This window comes from Streptomyces sp. NPDC028419 (assembly GCF_055565515.1).
The window spans coordinates 14,762-32,368 of the sequence record NZ_JBVHUE010000033.1 but is presented as its reverse complement, the minus strand read 5'-3'; the positions used below and the strand labels follow the sequence as shown (position 1 = coordinate 32,368).

Here is a 17,607-nt window from a genome sequence, read left to right as displayed (position 1 = left end):
TGCACCTGCTCGGGAGGGTCAACCGGATCCTGCTCGCCCTGGTGGCCCTGGTGCTGCTGGCGGGCGGCGCCGTCCTGCTCACCGGGCGCCAGCCGTTGGAGGGCCGCCGCGCGCCGCTGCTGAGCGCCGCCCGGCGGCGGCACTGGCACGCGGAGGGCTGGTGGTGGTGGGCGGTGGTCGCGGTCCTCGCCCTGTGCGTGCTCCTCGCCCTGTGGTGGCTGACGGCCCAGCTGCGCCGCTCCCGGCTCCCGGCGGTCCTGGTCGACACCGGGGACGGCGCCTTCGCCCTGCTGCGCGGCCGGGCGCTGGAGGAGGCGGTGGCGGTCGAGGCGGGCGCGCTGGACGGGGTCGCCCACTGCCGGGTCGCCCTGCGCGGCCGTCGCACGGCCCCCGTGCTGCGGCTCGACCTGCGACTGGAGCCGCACGCCGTGCCCGCGGACGTCCTCGCCTCGCTGGCCGGCCCGGTCCTGGACCACGCCCGCGCCTCGGCGGGCCTGGCCGAACTCCCCACCGAGATCCGCTTCCAGGTCGCCGACCACCGGGCCCAGCGCGTCAGCTGAGCCCGGGAGCGCCGGGACGCGGGAGGTCGGACGCGGGCGGTCAGAAACCGTGGCGGGCGCCGCCGTCGACGGGGAGCATGATGCCCGTCAGGTACGAGGCCGCCGGCGAGAGCAGGAAGGCGGCCGCACGGCCGAACTCCCGGTCCGTGCCGTAACGGCGCAGCGGGATGCGGGATTCGTTGGCGGCCCGGGAGGCCGCCGCGTCCCCGGAGAGGGCGTCCAGCTCCCGCACCCGGTCGGTGTCGATCCGCGCGGGCAGCAGGCCGACCACCCGGATCCCGCGCGGGCCGAGGTCGTCCGCGAGGGACTTGGCGAAGCCCGCCAGCCCGGGGCGCAGCCCGTTGGAGATGGTGAGTCCGGAGATCGGTTCGTGCACCGAGCCGGAGAGCACGAAGCCGATGACCCCGCCCTCGCCCAGCTCGGCGGCGGCCGTGCGGGCCAGGCGGACCGCGCCCAGGAAGACCGACTCGAAGGCCGAGCGCCACTGCTCGTCGGTGTTGTCCGCGCCCGCGCCCGGGGCGGGTCCGCCGACGCTGACGAGGATGCCGTCGAAGCGGCCGAACCGCTCGCGGGCGGTGGCGACGAGGCGGGCGGCGGCCTCCGGGTCGGCGTTGTCGGCGACGACGCCGAGCGCGTTCGGGCCGAGGGCGGCGGCGGCGTCCGCGACCCGCTGCTCGTCCCGGCCGGTGATGACGACCCGTGCGCCGTCCGCGGTCAGTTCGCGGGCGCTCGCGAAGCCCAGGCCGCGGGTGGCCCCGGTGACGACGTAGACGCGGTCCTTCAGTCCAAGATCCATACCGGTACGCTACGCCGTCGCGGGCTCGGCCTCGGCGCCTTCCGCGGCGGCGGCCTTGGCGGCCGCCTCCTCGCGGTCGCGCTTCTCGCGCCGGACCAGGATCACCCAGCCCACCGGCACGGCCGCGGTGAAGAGCCACCACTGCACGGCGTAGGCCATGTGTGGGCCGATCGAGTCGTGGTCGGGCTCGGCGACCGGCTCGGGGCTGCCGCCGGGCGGGACCGGAGCGGTCAGCTCCAGGTAGCCGCCGAGCACCGGCCTGCCCAGGTACTTCGCCTGCTGGGCGCTGTTGATGAGCATCACCTGGCGCTCCGGCAGGCCCTTGCGGTCCCGGATGCCGCCGTCGCCGTTGACCTCGTCGGCCTTGAGCCGGCCGGTCACCGTGACCTCGCCCGAGGGCGCGGCGGGCACCGGCGGGAAGGCGGTCGGATCGCCGCCGCCCGGTACCCAGCCGCGGTTGACCAGGACCACCCGGCCGTCGCCCAGCACCAGCGGGGTGACCACCTGGAAGCCGACCTTGTCGCCGTTGGAGGTCCGCATCCGCACGACGACCTCGTGCGCGGTGTCGTAGGTGCCGGTGGCGGAGACCGCGCGCCAGAAGTCGGCGCGCGGGACCTCGTGCCCGGGCGAGGTCAGCTCGGTCATCGGAGCCGGCTTCGCGGCCAGGTTCCGCGCGATCAGCTCGTTCTGGGCGACCCGGTGCTCATGGCGGTGGAACTGCCAGAACCCCAGCTGGATCATCGAGGGGATCAGGACGAGGGCCAGGAGGTGCAGGCCCAGCCACTGCCGGGTCAGTACGAAGCGGTACACGCCCAAGACGGTACCCCTCGGTGCGCGGGGGCCGGCGGCCGGGTGGACCCGCCCGCCCGGTCGGGGCCGCCCCGGTGCGGTCGCTCAGGTGCGGTCGACGACGCCCACCTTCCCCTCCGCACGGGCGCAGTGCGCCCCGCAGAACCACTGCTGGTCGACCTCGACGCCCTGGCCGATGATCTGGACCCGGCAGTGCTCGCAGATGGGCGCCATGCGGTGGATGGCGCAGGAGAAGCAGTCGAAGACGTGCACCGCGCCCTGCGCGTGCACCTCGAAGGACATGCCGTAGTCGTTTCCGCAAACCTCACAACGTGCCATGCGCCACAGAGTGGGACCGGACGGGCCGACCGGGAAAGCGGTCACCGGGCGAGTCGCCCGATGCTCACCCGTCTGCCGCAGCCACGTCCCGCAGCAGCTGGGTGAAGGCGGCCTCGTCGACGACCGGGGTCCCGAAGGACTTCGCCTTGACCGTCTTCGAGGTCGCCGAGTCGGGGTCGTTGGTCACCAGCAGGCTGGTGAGCCGCGACACGCTGGTCGCGACGTGCAGCCCCGCCTCGACCGCGCGGTCCTCCAGCAGCTCCCGGTCCACCGAGGTGTCGCCCGAGAAGGCGATGCGCATGCCCTGCTTGAGCGTGCCGCCGTCCTCGTAACGGCCCGGGTTCGGGTGCGGGCACGGCGGCCGCTTGCGCGACTGGCGCCAGCTGCCCGCGCCCGCGCTCCGGTAGGAGGCCTGGTGACCGATGCGCGGCGTCGCCGGGGTGTCGGACCACTCGGTCAGCGGGCGGCACTCCAACAGCGGCAGCCGCACCCCGTCGCGCGCCGCCGCGTGCAGCGAGGGCCGGAAGGCCTCGGCCAGCACCCGGGCGTCGTCGAGCGCGTGGTGGGCGCGCTGCTGGACCACGCCGAAGTGCGCGGCGAGCGACTCCAGCTTGTGGTTGGGCAGCGGGAGGTTCAGTTCCTTCGACAGGGCGATGGTGCACAGCCGCTGACGGACCGGCGCCGTCGCCGCGGCCCGCGCGTACTCGCGGGCGATCATCTGCCAGTCGAAGATGGCGTTGTGCGCGACGAGCACCCGGTCCGCGAGCCGCGCGGCGAACTCCTCGGCGATCTCGCCGAAGAGCGGCGCGTCCTCCAGCACGTCACTGGTCAGCCCGTGGATCCAGACCGGCCCGGGGTCGCGCTGCGGATTGACCAGGGTGTACCAGTGGTCCTCCACATTGCCCCGCGCGTCCAGCCGGTAGACGGCCGCGGAGATTATCCGGTCGTCGCGCGCGAGCCCGGTGGTCTCCACGTCGACGACCGCGTACCCCTGTGGGTATGCGGTCGGCCAGGTCGTCTCTGCGGTCGTACGGTCGTCGAGCATGGTCACAGAGGATATCGGCCCGGACCGACAGCCGTGGCCCGTCCGGCTCAGCCCAGCTCGGCGACGAGGTCGCCGGCGCTCACCCGGGCGAAGCCCGCGGGCACTTCGGCGGGGCCGGGGAAGAGCCGGTACGCCGTCCCCGAGCCCCCTTGCGGGGCCACGCTCGCGCGGGTGAGCGCGAGGAACGCGTGCTTCCCGGCCGCCAGTTCGGCGGCCGCGCCGTCGGCGTCCGCGTGGGGACGGCGCTCCTGCGGCGCGTCCAGGGCGGCGATCCGGGCGGCGAAGGCGGCCGGTTCCTCGCCGGCGGCGGCCCGGTAGAGCCACAGCTCGTCGAGCGCCCCGGGCAGCGGCGCCCGCCGGAGCACGGCCACCTCCCGGGTGCGGGCGGCGGAGCGCCACACCGCGAGGTCCCACAGCGTGGTGCGGGTGCCGGAGCCGAAGTACGCGCGCAGGTCGCGGGCCGCCGCTCCCAGCTGCTCGCCGCCCGAGGCGTCGACGCTCTGGAACGACGTGGAGGGCGGCAGGTGGACGTCCGCCCACAGCGCCTCGCGCGCGCCCAGGTCCACCACCATCGGCAGGTACGCCCGGGAGCGGCCCGCGAGGTCGAAGCGCTGGCGCACGGTCCGCGGGTCGTAGCGGGCGTCGCGCGGTCCGTCCGCCGCCAGGGTCATGAACCCCGCGAAGGCGTCGGGCAACTCGTCGAAGGGCACGTTGTTGTAGCTGAAGACCAGGGCGACGGCGTACGCGTCCCCGTGCGCGGCGAGCTTCGTCAGGTCCAGGTCGACGTACTCGGTCGCCCCGTCCGGGGCGGGGGCCGAGGTGAGGTCGCCGGAGTGGACGGCGGCGCCGGCGGGCCCGTGCGCGAGGCGGGTGTAGTCGCACTGACCGGTGAACCGCCAGTCGGCGTCGAAGAAGGCCACCGACAGGTCGAGGTCGGTGCGGTGGCCCAGCGGCTCCGTCCAGTGCAGGAACAGCCGCAGCACCTCGCCGGGCGGCAGGGCCACCGTGCTGCCCCGCGGCACCGCGACCAGGGACCGGGCCGAGTCGCGCTCCGCGAAGGGGACGGCGAGGTCGCCGAGCCCGGAGTCGATGACGGCCACGTCGTACGGGCGCTCCTCGGGCCGGGCGAACCGGCGCAGCACCTCGTCCTCCAGCAGCCCGACGACGTCGCGCACCAGCGGTTCGGGCAGCGGCGGGCGCGCCTCCGCCACCGACAGGGCGCGGGTGACCTCGCCGCGGGGGAAGAAGACCCGGCGGGTGCCGAGCCGGTCCTCGGCGCGCACGCGCAGCGCTCCGAGCGCCGACAGCAGGGGGCCGGGGCCCACCGCGGGCAGCCCGTGCTCCAGCGCCCGGGCGAGTTCCGGCACCGGGTGGTCCCCGTCGTGCAGGCGCATCAGGTGGTCGAGCCGGCGCACCAGTTCGCCGGGGCGCTGCCCGGCCACCGCGGCGGCTGCCCCGGGGGCGCCCTGGGCCAGGGTCCCCTCCATCCGGTGGCCCCAGGTCGCGGGCCGGATCCGGGAACCGTCGGGGTCGATCCGCACGGCGTCCGGGTGCGCGGCGGCGCTCTCCCGCAGGCTCGCGCCCAGGGGCCCGGTCAGCGGGGTGCCGCGCAGGGCGGCGAAGGCGAGGGCGGCGCGCGGGTGCCGGGCGTGCTGCTCGAAGGGGTGCAGGACCTCGGCCGCGCGCTTCCACGCGGTGGGGTGCCGCAGCAGGTCCTCGACGACGTAGGGGGTCGGCAGGGCGTCCAGTACGGCCAGCAGGGCGCGCCGCAGCGGCCGCCCGACGGAGACGAACCGGGTCGGCAGCGGCAGCAGCCCCGGGTCCCCCGAGGACAGCACGGCCAGCAGCCGCAGCACGTCGGTGGCGGTGGTCAGCCGCTCGGCGAGCAGTGCTCGCGCGGCCTCCCGCGTTGCGGATCCGGCGAGGAGCGTGCCCAGGACCAGCGCCTTGGTCTCCCGTACGGGGATCTCCGCGGGCAGGTCGCCGCGGGCGGCCGGGCTCAGCGGCAGCAGGACGAGCAGGTCCTCGCGGTCCTGCGGGGAGAGCGGGGTGCGCCGGGTGAGCAGGGTCAGCACGATGCGGCCCGCGTCGGCGGCCCGGTCGGTGCCGAGCCCCAGCAGGCGCAGCGGGCCCCGTCGGACGGGCTCGGCGCCGGCGGTGGGGCGCACGGGACGCAGGAAGGGGTCGGCGGGGTCGATCCGTCGGTGGCACAGGGGGCAGCCGGAGTAGTCGGCGCCGTCCCAGCACAGCCGGCACACGAGGTGGGCGCAGGGGGACACGGGGAAGACGGTGCGCTGCTCGCCGCACAGCACGCAGGGGTGGTCCGCCTGCTGGAGGAGGTGGGCGAAGACCCGGTCCACGTAGAGCCGGTCGGTGTCGCGCACCACGCCCCGCACGATCGAGGGGAAGCGCCGCAGCAGCGGGGTGTGGGTCCGGTCCGCGCCGAGCAGGTCGTCGATCAGGGCGACGAGGTCGCGCCGGACGTCGGCCAGTGCCTCGGCCGGCAGCGCGGCCAGGGCCGCGTACAGCTCCGGGCGCAGGACGTGGCCGCGCTCCAGGAGCGCGGCTTCGAGCCGGCGCAGGGCGGGCCTGCCGTCGGGGGCCCACCCGGGCACCGGGTCGACGTAGACGGTCTGGGTCCGGCGCAGCAGTACGGACTCGACGGTGGTGATGGGTGCCCCTCCTGGACGTGCGGAACGGGGGCGGAGAGTGGGCGCGCGGGATCTTTGCAGGAAGGTGAGAAGGATGCGCGCCGGGGAGCCGCCCCCGTGTCCAGGGATCCCATCACGGAACGGGCGCGCGGCGCAAAGCGATTAGCGAGGCGATCGTACGTCCCCCACCTCCGGTCCGTCCGGTGCCAGCAGGGCCGCCACCAGGGTCCTGACCGACAGCAGGAAGAGCCGCTCGGGGTCGGCCGGGCGGGCCAGGGCGCGGGAGAGGGCCGGATCGTCGGGGGCCGCGGCGGGGTCCCAGAGCTCCCCCTCGGCGGGGGACTGGGCGGGGGAGCGTTCGCGGTTGCGCTCGATGAGGACGAAGCCGACGATCTGGAACTGGACCACGCGCACGGCGTCGGCCGCGCGGGCCCCGCGCAGGCCCGCCGCGTGCACCTCGTGCACGAGGGCCTGTTGCGCGGGCAGGAACATCCGCTCGGTCAGCCCGCGCTCGTGCACCATCGCGATCAGGTGCGGGCGCCCGCGCAGCTCGCGGCGCAGGGTCCGGGCCACCGAGACGATCCGGTCGACCGGGGTGCGGCCGGTGGGGCGCACCGCGCCCATGTCCCGGACGGTCCGTTCGACGAGCGCGTCGAGCAGCGATTCGCGGTTGCCGACGTGCCAGTAGATCGAGGTCACCGCGGTGCCGAGTTCGGCGGCCAGCTTGCGCATGGTGAGGGCGGCCGGACCGTGCTGTTTGACCAGGGACGCGGCCGTCTCCAGCACCTCCTCGCGGGTGAGCGCACTTCTGGCCATCGAGACCCCCAACTCTGTCCGGTGGAGCAACAACTGATCTGGCGGTCCGTCAGTTCTCGTGTGTGCAGACCTCTTTACCCTTCATCGCGGGCGGTGTAACTGTGTTACAGAACCTCCCCGGCCGCCGCTGGGGGGACCCCGCGAAGGGTGGTGCTTCCCATGGCACGCGTACGGTACGGCGCGCGGACCGAAGCCGAGATCTCGGCCTCGCGCGAGAAGAGCTCCAAGCTTCCCGACATCTGGTCCACCGGTGTGGTGGCCGTCTGGGAGAGCGATCCGGACGTGGTGGCCGCCGTCCTCCCGCCGCCGCTCAAGCCCGCTGAACGGCCGCTCGTACGGGCCAACATCAGCCAGGTCGACCTGCCCGGCTACCCGCTCGGCGCGGGCTCCGTGGCCGTCGCCGCCCGGCACGGCGCGGTCGAGGGCTGGTACCCGCTCGTCATGCCGATGACCCACGAGCGCGCCCTGGTCGGCGGCCGCGAGGTGTTCGGCGAGCCGAAGAAGCTGGGCGAGGTCGCCGTCGAGCGCGACGGCCTCGTCGTACGGGCCCGTCTCGCCCGGCACGGGATCGCCTTCGTCGAGGTGCGGGGCGCGGTGGACCGCGAGCTGCCGCTGCCCGAGCCCACCACGAAGACCGACTTCTACTTCAAGTTCCTGCCCGCCGTGGACGGCGACGGCTTCGACGCCGACCCCGTCCTCGTGCACTGCACCCGCAACGAGAAGGTCCGCAAGCTGGAGCACATCACGGGCGACGTCGTCCTGCGGGAGTCGATGTTCGACCCGATCGCGGACCTGCCGGTGCGCCGGGTCGTCGAGATCACCATCGGCGAGAAGACCACCGACCAGAAGGGCAAGGTGGTCGAACGGGTCAGCGCCCGGGCGCTCCTGCCCTACATCCACCAGCGCTACGACGACCCGATGCAGATCCTGGACGGTCCGCCCGAAGGGAGCGTCTGAGATGCGGCTCGAACCGGGACAGGTGGCCGTCGTCACGGGCGCGGCCAGCGGCATCGGGCTCGCCATGGCCCGTCGTTTCGCCGCGGAGGGACTGAAGGTGGTCCTCGCCGACGTCGAGCCGGGCGCCCTGCGCAAGGCCGCCGAGGAACTCGCCGCCGCCGGGGCCGAAGTGCTCGCCCGCACCGTCGACGTCAGCGACCGCGACTCGGTGCGCTCCCTCGCCGACGCGGCCTACGACACCTTCGGCGCGGTCCACGTGCTCTGCAACAACGCGGGCGTCGGATCGGGCGCCGAGGGCCGCATGTGGGAGCACGAGCCCAACGATTGGAAGTGGGCCTTCTCCGTCAACGTCTGGGGCGTCTTCCACGGCATCCAGGCCTTCGTCCCGCGCATGATCGCGAGCGGTGTCCCCGGCCACGTCGTCAACACCTCCTCCGGCGACGGCGGCATCGCCCCGCTGCCCACCGCCTCCGTCTACGCCGTCACCAAGGCGGCCGTGGTCACCATGACCGAGTCGCTCTACGCCCACCTGAAGGCCGAGGGCGCGCAGGTCGGCGCCTCCGTCCTCTTCCCCGGGCCGCACATGCTGCGCACCGGACTGTGGGAGTCCCACCGCAACCGGCCCGACCGCTACGCCAAGCAGCGCCCGCGCAAGGCGCCGTACCGCACCCTCGACCAGTACGAGGCGGCGATGAAGCGGGCCGGGCACGAGGTGAACTTCACGCCGGTCGAGGAGGTCGCCGAGCACGTGGTCGACGCCATCCGGGCCGACCGCTTCTGGATGCTCCCGGCGAGCGAGCACAGCGACCGGCAGATCCGCGCCCGGTCGCAGTCGATGCTCGACCGGGCCAACCCCGCCTACCTGGAAAGCTTCATCCTCGACTGAGGGGCCTCGCAGTGAACGCGTACGAAGACCCGTACCTGATCATCTCCTCCGACTGTCACGCCGGGCTGCCGACCGAGCGGTACCGCCCCTACCTGGACCGGCGCTTCCACCCCCAGTTCGACGAGTTCCTCGGCCAGCGCGACGCCCGCCGCGAGGAGGCCACCCGACTCGGCGTGCGCAACGAAGCCTTCGCCGAGAAGTGGTTCCACGACCACGAAGAGGGCCTCAAGGGCGGGTGGGACGCCACCCAGCGCCTCAAGGAGCTCGACGGCGACGGCGTGGCCGCCGAAGTCGTCTTCCCCGACGCCGACGCGGTCGACAGCCAGACCGCCGCGCCCTTCGGCGTCGGCCTCGGCCTCTCCGGCGACCAGGACCCCGAGCTGGGCATGGCGGGCGCGCAGGCGCACAACCGCTGGCTCGCCGAGTTCGTGTCGCAGAACCCGGAGCGGCACTGCGGGGTGGCCCTGCTCCCCATCACGGGCGAGCCGGACCGGGTCGTCGCCGAGATCCACCGGGCCAAGGAGTCCGGGCTCGGCGCCCTGATGATCCCGTCCATGTGGGTGGACAAGGCGCCCTACCACGACCGCCGTTACGACCCCGTGTGGGCGGCCGCCGCCGAGACCGCGATGCCGATCGTCACCCACTCGGGGGCCGCGCCGCGCCACGAGTACGGCGACCACCTCGGGATCTACGTCTCCGAGGTCACCTGGTGGCCCGCCCGGCCCCTGTGGTTCCTGCTGTGGTCGGGGGTCTTCGAGCGCCACCCCGGCCTGAAGTTCGGCGTCGCCGAGTCCGGCTGCTGGTGGCTGCCCAACCAACTGTGGTTCATGGACCGGCTCTACCTCGGCGCGCACGGCGGCAAGAAGCTCTCGCCCTTCGCGGAGCTGAAGCGCCCGCCCAGCGAGTACCTCGACCGGCAGGTCTTCGTCTGCGCGACCAACACCAAGCGCCGGGAGCTGGCGCAGCGCTACGAGATCGGCGTGGACAACATCCTGTGGGGCTCGGACTTCCCGCACCCCGAGGGCACCTGGCCGAACACCCGCGGCTGGTTGAAGAAGACCTTCCACGACATCCCGGTCGACGAGACCCGTCGCATGCTGGGGCTGGCCGCCGCCGAGGTCTTCGGCTTCGACACCGCCGCGCTCGCCCCGCTGGCCCGCCGGATCGGACCGACCCCGGCCGAGCTCGGCCAGTCGGCCGACCAGGCGGCCGTGACGGCCTCCTGGTCCCGCTCCCGCGAGGTGGGCCGGCACTGGCTGACCGACCACGACTTCCCGGTGCTGGGGGTGAACGGATGACCGGCGGGGAGGACCGCTACACGGTCATCTCGGCGGACTGCCACGCGGGCGCCGACCTCCTGGACTACAAGCCGTACCTGGAGAAGCGTCACCACGACGAGTTCGACGCCTGGGCGGCCACCTACGTCAACCCCTACGAGGACCTCCTCGCCGACACCGCCGACCGCAACTGGAACTCCGCGCGCCGCCTGGCCGAACTGGAGGCGGACGGCATCGTGGCGGAGGTGCTCTTCCCCAACACGATCCCGCCCTTCTTCCCCAAGGCCTCGCTGATGGCGCAGCCGCCCACCGCCGCCGAGTACGCGCTGCGCTGGGCCGGGCTCCAGGCCCACAACCGCTGGCTGGCCGACTTCTGCGCGGACGCGCCGGGGCGGCGGGCCGGGGTGGTCCAGATCCTGCTCAACGACGTGGACGCGGCGGTCGCGGAGATCCGGCGGACCAAGGCGGCGGGGCTGACCGGTGGGATCCTGCTGCCGGGCGTCCCGCCGGGCTCGCCCGTCCCGGAGCTGTACTCGGCGACGTACGACCCGATCTGGGCGGTCTGCGACGAGCTGGACGTCCCGGTCAACCACCACGGCGGCTCGGCCTCGCCCCCGCTCGGCGACGAACCGGCGGCCCGCGCCGTCTTCATGGTGGAGACCACCTGGTTCTCGCACCGCGCCCTGTGGCACCTCATGTTCGGCGGCGCCTTCCGGCGTCACCCGGGCCTGAAGCTGGTCCTGACCGAGCAGGGGTCCGGCTGGATCCCGGGCGTGCTGGAGATGCTCGACTACTACCACGGCCGACTGGTCAACGCGGCGGCGAGGGCCGCCACCGCGGAGTCCAAGTTCGGTGCGGGCCTGGCGGAATCGATGGGCAAGGGCCCCACCGAGGTCTGGCGGGACAACTGCTTCGTGGGCGCGAGCTTCATGCGCCCCCACGAGGTGCCGCTGCGGGACCGGATCGGCCTCGACAAGATCATGTGGGGCAGCGACTACCCCCACGACGAGGGCACCACCCCCTTCTCCCGCGAAGGTCTCCGCATCGCCTACGCGGGCCTGCCGCGCGCGGAGGTCGCCGCCATGGTCGGCGGCAACGCGGCCCGCGTGTACGGCTTCGACCTGCCGCTCCTGGACGCGCTGGCCGCCGAGCACGGCCCGCTCGTCTCGGAGGTCGCCGAGCCCTTGATCGAGGTCCCGCCGCAGGCCACCAGCCCGGCCTTCGCCCGCGGCGCCTCGGTCCGGGTCTGGTAGCGCCCTGGCCCGAACCCTCCCGCCGGGCGGCTCAGTTGAACAGGTACGTGAGCCGCCCGGGCGGGAACCGCCGCGTCCCGGTGACCGCGGTCCGCCGGTCCAGCACGACGCACAGCCGCTCCAGCTCCGCGAGCGGGGCGAGGTCCACCGGCCCGGAGCACTCGGTCAGCACCAGCCGCCGCAGCGCCGGCAGCTCGGCGACCGACGCCGGCGACCCCACGATCGCGCAGCGGCGCAGCACCAGCTCGGTCAGCCCCCGGTACCCCGCGAAGGCGTCGAGGGGGACCGGAGCGGTGTGCCGGACCTCCAGGCTCCGCAGCCCGTCGAGCGGCGGCCGGGCCACCAGCTCCGCGAACTGCCGCGGCCCGGCGACCGCCAGCTCCACCAGCCCCGGCCACCGCTCCAGCCCGTCCAGGGACAGCCCCCGCGCGCCCTGCCACAGCGACAGCGAGGCCAAGGTGGCGTCGGCCGGTACGTCCTCGATCCGGCGCTCCCGGGGCTCGTAGCCGATGGTCAGCGCACGCAGCCCGCGCACCCCGGCCAGCGGCGCGAGCGAGAGGCCGTCGCGCAGGTAGCCGAAGGCGAGCCGGTCCGCGGCCAGTTCCCCGACGCCCTCGATGCCGGTGAGCCGCGGGCAGTCGTAGATCCCGAGGTGCCGTAGCGCCCGCAGGTCCGCCAGCCGCGACAGGTCGGTCAGTCCCGGGTCGCGGAAGAGGACCAGCCACTCCAGGTCCCGCCGCCCGGACACGGCGGGCGGCACCCCGGTGTCCCAGGTGAGGTGGAGCCGACGCAGGTGCGCGAGGCGCTGCCGGGCCGCCAGTTGCGCCGCGGTGCGGAGGTACACGTGCGCCGTGCGCAGGGGGGAGTCGGTGAGCACCGCGTCCGCGAACTCGTCGGTGGGGAACAGGCTCCACGCCTCGGCGATCGCGTGCCCCACCTCGAAGCGGTCGTCGCGCCGGAAGCGCGATCACCTGGAGCGCCCGGTCCCCGCCGACCAGGGCCGCCGTGCGGACCGTGGCGGCCGCCTCGGCCTCGGTGAGGTCGTCCGGCTCCGGCAGCGGCTCCAGCACCAGCTCGCCCGTCTTGGCCAACTCCTCCGCCTGGCGCACCGAATGCGGCGGCAGCAGGGGAGCGGTCCGGTCGCGGACCTCCCGCCAGACCCGCGGGTCCAGCTCCGGGGCGTGTTCCAGGCAGGCGGCCGCGAGCAGCACCAGTCGGTCGGCGTCCCCGGCGGACCGGTCGGCCCGGCTCAGCAACCGGCGCAGCAGTCGGGCGCGTTCGTCCGGCCGGGCGTGGCCCACCGCCATCCGGACGACGTCGTACCACTCGTCCTCGTGCGCGCTGGCGACCAGGACGCCGAAGTCCCGCGCCTCGACGGCCGCCTTGGCGCCCAGGTAGTCGCGGAAGGTGCGGTGGACGAAGTGCACCGCCCCCGGCACCGCCTCGCGCAGCAGGGGGCGCGCAGGCGCTCCGCGAGGGTGGCGGTCAGCTGCGCCAGCTCGGCCTCGCCCAGCTCCGTCGGGCGCCGCCAGCGCGGGGCCGGGCGCGCCGGGCCGGCGGTCGTCCCGGCCCCCGGCGCCTGGGCGAGGACCGCTTACACCACCGCGCCGACCGCCGTGCCCGCGACCTTGAGCAAAGCCGTCTCCAACCCGCTCACATGGCCTCCCCGCCCCGGTCGGACAGTATCGCCGGTACCGTCGGTAACACCGATGGATACCGATCGGTAACAACATCTAGCGGGCCGGTGGAACGCGCCTCTATGGTGCGGGCATGCCGAACCTGCCCGATGTCGTGCTGTGGTCCATACCTGCCTTCGTGCTGCTCACCGTGGTGGAGCTGGTGAGCTACCGCTTCCATCCCGACGAGGACGCCGCCGGGTACGAGACCAAGGACGCCGTCACCAGCCTCGGCATGGGGATCGGCAGCCTCGCCTTCGACTTCGTCTGGAAGATCCCGATCGCCCTGATCTACGCGGCGGTCTACGAGCTGACCCCGCTGCGCGTGCCCGTCCTGTGGTGGACCGTGCCGCTCATGCTGCTCGTCCAGGACTTCCTCTACTACTGGCAGCACCGCGGCCACCACGTCATCCGCGTCCTGTGGGCCTGCCACGTGGTGCACCACAGCAGCCGCAAGTTCAACCTCACCACCGCGCTGCGCCAGCCCTGGACCAGCTGGACCTCCTGGCCGTTCTACCTGCCGATGATCGCGCTCGGCGTGCACCCGGCCGCCGTCGCCTTCTGCTACTCGATCAACCTCGTCTACCAGTTCTGGATCCACACCGAGCGCATCGACAAGCTGCCCCGACCGATCGAGTACGTCTTCAACACCCCCTCCCACCACCGCGTCCACCACGCCTCCCAGGGCGGCTACCTGGACCGCAACTTCGCCGGCATCCTGATCGTCTGGGACCGGATCTTCGGCTCGTGGGTGGCGGAGACCGAGCGACCCGCATTCGGCCTGACCAAGAACATCGCGACCTACAACCCGCTGCGCGTGGCCACGCACGAGTACGCCGCCATCGCCCGGGACGTACGGGCCGCCACCAGCTGGCGCGAGCGCGCGGGACGGGTCCTGCGCGGCCCGGGCTGGCAGCCCGCGCCGGCGACCCCCGCCGTCGCCGCCACGGTCTCCCCGAACCCCGCACCGGCCCCCGCTCCCGCCGAGCCCGCCGCGTGAGCGCCCCCCGCACCGGAGCCCCCGCCTCCGGGCCCGCCGACCCGCGGCCCGCCGACTCCCGGCCCGCCGCGCTCGGATCCGCCGCGCTCTTCGGCTTCGCCGTCGCCACCGCCGCCGACCTCGGATCCCTGCTCGCGGGCTGGGACACCGGGCACCTGGTCTTCAAGCCCCTGCTGATGCCCCTGCTCATCGGCTACGCGCTCACCCGCGGCGCGCCCCGGGCACTGGTCGCCGCGCTGTTCTTCGGGTGGGGCGGGGACCTCGCCCTGCTCTTCGACGCGGACCCCGCCTTCCTCGTCGGCATGGGCTCCTTCGCCGTCGGGCACCTGTGCTACCTGGCGCTCTTCGGGCGGCGCCCGGCCTCCCCGCTCGCCGGGGCCGCGTACGCGGGCGCGCTCCTGGGGACCGTGACCCTGCTCTGGGGGGACCTCCCGGCCGACCTGCGGATCCCGGTCGCCGGATACAGCCTGCTGCTGACCGCGATGGCCTGGCGGTCCGGGGCGCTGGGGTGGCGGGCCGGGCTCGGCGGGGCGCTGTTCCTGCTCTCCGACACGCTCATCGCCACCGGGGTCGCCCACTGGCCGCAGCTGCCCCGGCCCGACTTCTGGGTCATGGCGACCTACGCGGCGGCCCAGTACCTGCTGGCCGCGGGCGCCCTCGCGGATGACCGGGCGTACCGTAGGGAAGTCGTACCAGTCTGACCACCTCGGCCACTCTGATCCCCTGAAGTCACCGAAGGACCGCACCATGCGCGCCACCGTCATCCATGCCCCGCACGACATCCGCGTGGAGGAGGTGCCCGACGCCGCGGTCCAGCGACCCGAAGACGCCGTCGTGCGCGTGCTGCGCGCCTGCATCTGCGGCAGCGACCTGTGGGCCTACCGCGGCGAGGCCAAGCGCCAGCCGGGCCAGCGCATCGGGCACGAGTTCCTCGGCATCGTCGAGGAGACCGGCTCGGCGGTCTCCGGGCTGCGCGCGGGCGACCTGGTCGTGGCCCCCTTCATGTGGTCCGACGGCACCTGTGACTACTGCGTCGAGGGCCTGCACACCTCCTGCGTGCACGGCGGCTTCTGGGGCTCGGTCGGCTTCGACGGCGGTCAGGGCGAGGCCGTCCGCGTTCCGCACGCCGACGGCACCCTGGTGAAGCTGCCCGCCGAGGCGGCCTCCGACGAGCACCTCCTGACCGGGCTGCTCGCCCTCTCCGACGTCATGGGCACCGGACACCACGCCGCCCTCGGCGCCGGCGTCCGCAAGGGCTCCACGGTCGCCGTCGTCGGCGACGGCGCGGTGGGCCTGTGCGGCGTGCTGGCCGCCAAGCGCCTCGGCGCCGAGCGGATCATCGCCCTGGGCCGCCACACCGCCCGCACCGACATCGCGAAGCTCTTCGGGGCCACCGACGTGGTGGCCGAGCGCGGCGAGGCCGCCGAGGCGGCCGTGCGCGAGCTCACTGGCGGCCAGGGCGCGCACGCGGTCATCGAGGCCGTCGGCACCGAGCAGTCCATGCGCACCGCCGTGAACATCACCCGCGACGGCGGGGCCATCGGCTACGTCGGCGTGCCGCACGGCAGCGGGACGGGCCTGGACCTCGGGGTCATGTTCGACCGGAACATCACCCTGCGCGGCGGCGTGGCCCCGGTCCGCGCCTACATCCCGGAGCTGCTCACCGACGTGCTGAACGGCACGATCGACCCGGCGCCCGTCTTCGACCGGACCGTGGCCCTGGACGAGGTGCCGGACGGCTACCGCGCGATGGACGACCGCAGCGCCCTCAAGGTCATGATCAAGGCCTGACGGCCGCTGCGCGGTGCGGGGGCCGGGCGGGAACTTCCCCGCCCGGCCCCCGCGTCGTACCCGGCTCCCGCGCGGCTACTTCACCGCGGCGAGCGCGTTGACCTGGCCCGCGCCGTAGTAGCTCGTCTGGCCCCACTTGCTGGTGCAGGTGGTCGCGTCCACGAGGGCGCCGGTCGCGTCGTAGATCTTGTCCGGGCAGGCCTTCTTGTCGGCCTGCAGCTTCAACAGCGACTGGAGCTGCGCGGGCGCGGCCCACGGGTGCGTGCTCTTGAGCAGCGCCAGGACGCCCACGACGTGCGGGGCGGCCATCGAGGTGCCCTGCTTGTAGCCGTAGCCGCCGCCCGGCAGGGTCGACAGGACCCGCCCGTTGGCGTCCGGGGTGGCCGGGAGCTGCCACTTGTCGCCGCCCGGCGCGCTCACGTCGGCCACGCCCAGCCCGTAGCTGGAGTAGTACGAGCGCAGGCCCTGGTCACCGGTGGCCGTCACCGTGACCACGCCCGGCAGCTGCGCGGGCAGGGACGGGCAGACCTTGGGGTCGACGGTGCGCGGCACGGGGGTCGCGTCGTCGGGGCTGGTGTCGTCGAGGATCGAGGGCGCGGCCAGGTCCCAGTTCTCGTTGCCCGCCGCGGCCACCGTCAGGGTGCCCTTGCGCTCGGCGTAGCGGCTCGCCCGGGTGAGGGACTCGACGAGGGCCTTCTGGTCGTCGTCGGTCTTGCAGTTGAAGTACCAGGGGTCCATGTAATAGCTGTTGTTCGTCACCGCGATGTGGTGTTCGGCGGCGAAGACGAAGCCGCAGACCACCGCCTCGGCGAAGAAGAGGTTGGTGCCGGGCTCGGCCACCTTGATCGCGGCGACCTTCACGCCGGGCGCCACCCCGCTGATGCCGATGCCGTTGCGCGCGGCCGCGATCGTCCCGGCCACGTGGGTGCCGTGGTCGCTGCCGTCGACGTACGGGCGCCAGGCGCCGTCGGTGGTGTCGGCGGTCCCGCCCACGCAGTTGGCCGACTGCGACTTGGAGAAGTTGGCCGCCAGATCGGGGTGGGTGTCGTCGACACCCGTGTCGATGACGCCCACGGTCACGTCCGGGCTGCCATCGTTGATCTTGTGAGCCTGGTCGGCCTTGATAGCCCGCAGGTCCCACTGGTTGGGCTCCAGCGGCTCCTCGCCCGGCGCCGCCTGCGCCGCCGCCTTGGCGGCGTCCGCCGCGCTGAGCTTCTGGGTGGTGCCCTCCTCGTCCGTCTGGACCGCCTTGAGCGGAGCCGTACGGGTGGCGCCCACCGAGACGACGAGCCCGCGCTGCGTCCGCAGCGTCTTGGCGAAGTCGGGGTTCGAGGAGTGCGCGATGACCACCCCGATCTGCTCATAGGCCGTCACCACCGTGCCGCCGGCCCGCTCGACGGCCTTCTTCGCCTCCTTGGCCGAGGCGTAGGTGGTCAGGTTCACCACGTACGACAGCTCCGGTCCCGTGGCGGTCGCGGAGCCGGCCACCGACACCGGTTGCAGCGGCGCGGCGGAGGCCGCGACCGACGGGAGGAAGGCGAGCGAGGCCGTGAGCAGCAGGCCGACCGGCACGGCGAGCGCACGCCTGCGGGCGGATCCCAGATGAGCCATGGGTTCTCCACATCATCCGTGAAAAAGCCGTCGTGACGCGGGTCGCGTCACGACGGGTTCATGACAGGTGAAGCTAGCGCCGGTGTTCGTGTCCGCGCCATGAGTTCGAGAAATCAGTCCCCCGGGAATCCGATCCGGAAGCCCACTCTCCGAAGATTCA

The 17,607-nt window shown here is 74.0% G+C and carries 16 protein-coding genes; 8 read left to right on the top strand and 8 right to left on the bottom strand.

Annotated features, from left to right (window positions below):
- Nucleotides 1-5 precede the first annotated feature (5 nt).
- Complete coding sequence (gene amaP / locus ACZ4UB_RS31095; RefSeq protein WP_468075399.1) at nt 6-560, top strand: alkaline shock response membrane anchor protein AmaP; 555 nt, start codon at nt 6-8, stop codon at nt 558-560.
- Between the two features lie 40 nt (nt 561-600).
- Here amaP and ACZ4UB_RS31090 read toward each other — a convergent pair whose 3' ends face one another.
- From ACZ4UB_RS31090 to ACZ4UB_RS31065, 6 genes are all read right to left on the bottom strand, one after another.
- On the bottom strand, nt 601-1,356 hold the full coding sequence (locus ACZ4UB_RS31090; RefSeq protein WP_468075295.1) for an SDR family oxidoreductase: 756 nt from the start codon (nt 1,354-1,356) through the stop codon (nt 601-603).
- Between the two features lie 9 nt (nt 1,357-1,365).
- Nucleotides 1,366-2,166: an SURF1 family cytochrome oxidase biogenesis protein gene (locus tag ACZ4UB_RS31085; RefSeq protein ID WP_468075293.1), complete on the bottom strand. Its 801-nt coding sequence runs from the start codon at nt 2,164-2,166 to the stop codon at nt 1,366-1,368.
- Nucleotides 2,167-2,250: 84 nt separating this feature from the next.
- A complete protein-coding gene (locus ACZ4UB_RS31080) occupies nt 2,251-2,484 on the bottom strand; it encodes a hypothetical protein (RefSeq protein WP_385776540.1) in 234 nt (77 codons plus the stop codon).
- Nucleotides 2,485-2,548: 64 nt separating this feature from the next.
- Entirely contained in the window at nt 2,549-3,529 is a 981-nt protein-coding gene (locus ACZ4UB_RS31075) for a DEDDh family exonuclease (RefSeq protein WP_354382263.1), read from the bottom strand.
- A 47-nt stretch (nt 3,530-3,576) separates the two neighbouring features.
- A complete protein-coding gene (locus ACZ4UB_RS31070) occupies nt 3,577-6,201 on the bottom strand; it encodes an MXAN_6230/SCO0854 family RING domain-containing protein (protein WP_468075397.1) in 2,625 nt (874 codons plus the stop codon).
- Between the two features lie 141 nt (nt 6,202-6,342).
- Nucleotides 6,343-6,996, bottom strand: a complete 654-nt coding sequence (locus tag ACZ4UB_RS31065) for a TetR/AcrR family transcriptional regulator (RefSeq protein ID WP_468075291.1) — start codon at nt 6,994-6,996, stop codon at nt 6,343-6,345.
- Nucleotides 6,997-7,155: 159 nt separating this feature from the next.
- Between ACZ4UB_RS31065 and ACZ4UB_RS31060 the strand changes: the two genes are divergently transcribed.
- Genes ACZ4UB_RS31060 through ACZ4UB_RS31045 form a run of 4 tightly spaced genes read left to right on the top strand, consistent with a single transcriptional unit; the run spans nt 7,156 to nt 11,369 of the window.
- Nucleotides 7,156-7,953 (top strand): acetoacetate decarboxylase family protein, encoded by a 798-nt coding sequence (locus ACZ4UB_RS31060; RefSeq protein WP_468075289.1) that lies wholly within the window; start codon nt 7,156-7,158, stop codon nt 7,951-7,953.
- Nucleotide 7,954: 1 nt separating this feature from the next.
- A complete protein-coding gene (locus ACZ4UB_RS31055) occupies nt 7,955-8,839 on the top strand; it encodes an SDR family NAD(P)-dependent oxidoreductase (protein WP_468075287.1) in 885 nt (294 codons plus the stop codon).
- 11 nt (nt 8,840-8,850) lie between these two features.
- The gene (locus ACZ4UB_RS31050) at nt 8,851-10,137 is read left to right on the top strand and encodes an amidohydrolase family protein (RefSeq protein ID WP_354382267.1); all 1,287 of its coding nucleotides are present in this window, start codon (nt 8,851-8,853) and stop codon (nt 10,135-10,137) included.
- On the top strand, nt 10,134-11,369 hold the full coding sequence (locus tag ACZ4UB_RS31045; protein WP_468075284.1) for an amidohydrolase family protein: 1,236 nt from the start codon (nt 10,134-10,136) through the stop codon (nt 11,367-11,369). Before ACZ4UB_RS31050 ends, ACZ4UB_RS31045 begins: the two co-directional genes overlap by 4 nt.
- Nucleotides 11,370-11,400: 31 nt before the next feature.
- Here ACZ4UB_RS31045 and ACZ4UB_RS31040 read toward each other — a convergent pair whose 3' ends face one another.
- Nucleotides 11,401-12,306, bottom strand: coding sequence for a hypothetical protein (locus tag ACZ4UB_RS31040; protein ID WP_468075282.1), 906 nt, complete (start codon nt 12,304-12,306; stop codon nt 11,401-11,403).
- 833 nt (nt 12,307-13,139) lie between these two features.
- On the opposite strand from ACZ4UB_RS31040, the gene ACZ4UB_RS31035 reads away from it, so the two are divergent.
- The 3 genes from ACZ4UB_RS31035 to ACZ4UB_RS31025 are packed head-to-tail and all read left to right on the top strand — an operon-like array spanning nt 13,140 to nt 15,836.
- Nucleotides 13,140-14,045, top strand: a complete 906-nt coding sequence (locus ACZ4UB_RS31035; protein ID WP_468075280.1) for a sterol desaturase family protein — start codon at nt 13,140-13,142, stop codon at nt 14,043-14,045.
- Complete coding sequence (locus tag ACZ4UB_RS31030; RefSeq protein WP_468075278.1) at nt 14,042-14,746, top strand: lysoplasmalogenase; 705 nt, start codon at nt 14,042-14,044, stop codon at nt 14,744-14,746. Before ACZ4UB_RS31035 ends, ACZ4UB_RS31030 begins: the two co-directional genes overlap by 4 nt.
- A 46-nt stretch (nt 14,747-14,792) precedes the next feature.
- Nucleotides 14,793-15,836: a zinc-dependent alcohol dehydrogenase family protein gene (locus ACZ4UB_RS31025; protein ID WP_354382272.1), complete on the top strand. Its 1,044-nt coding sequence runs from the start codon at nt 14,793-14,795 to the stop codon at nt 15,834-15,836.
- A 75-nt stretch (nt 15,837-15,911) separates the two neighbouring features.
- On the opposite strand, the gene ACZ4UB_RS31020 is transcribed toward ACZ4UB_RS31025, so the two are convergent.
- Nucleotides 15,912-17,447, bottom strand: coding sequence for a S8 family peptidase (locus ACZ4UB_RS31020; protein WP_468075276.1), 1,536 nt, complete (start codon nt 17,445-17,447; stop codon nt 15,912-15,914).
- Between the last annotated feature and the right edge of the window lie 160 nt (nt 17,448-17,607).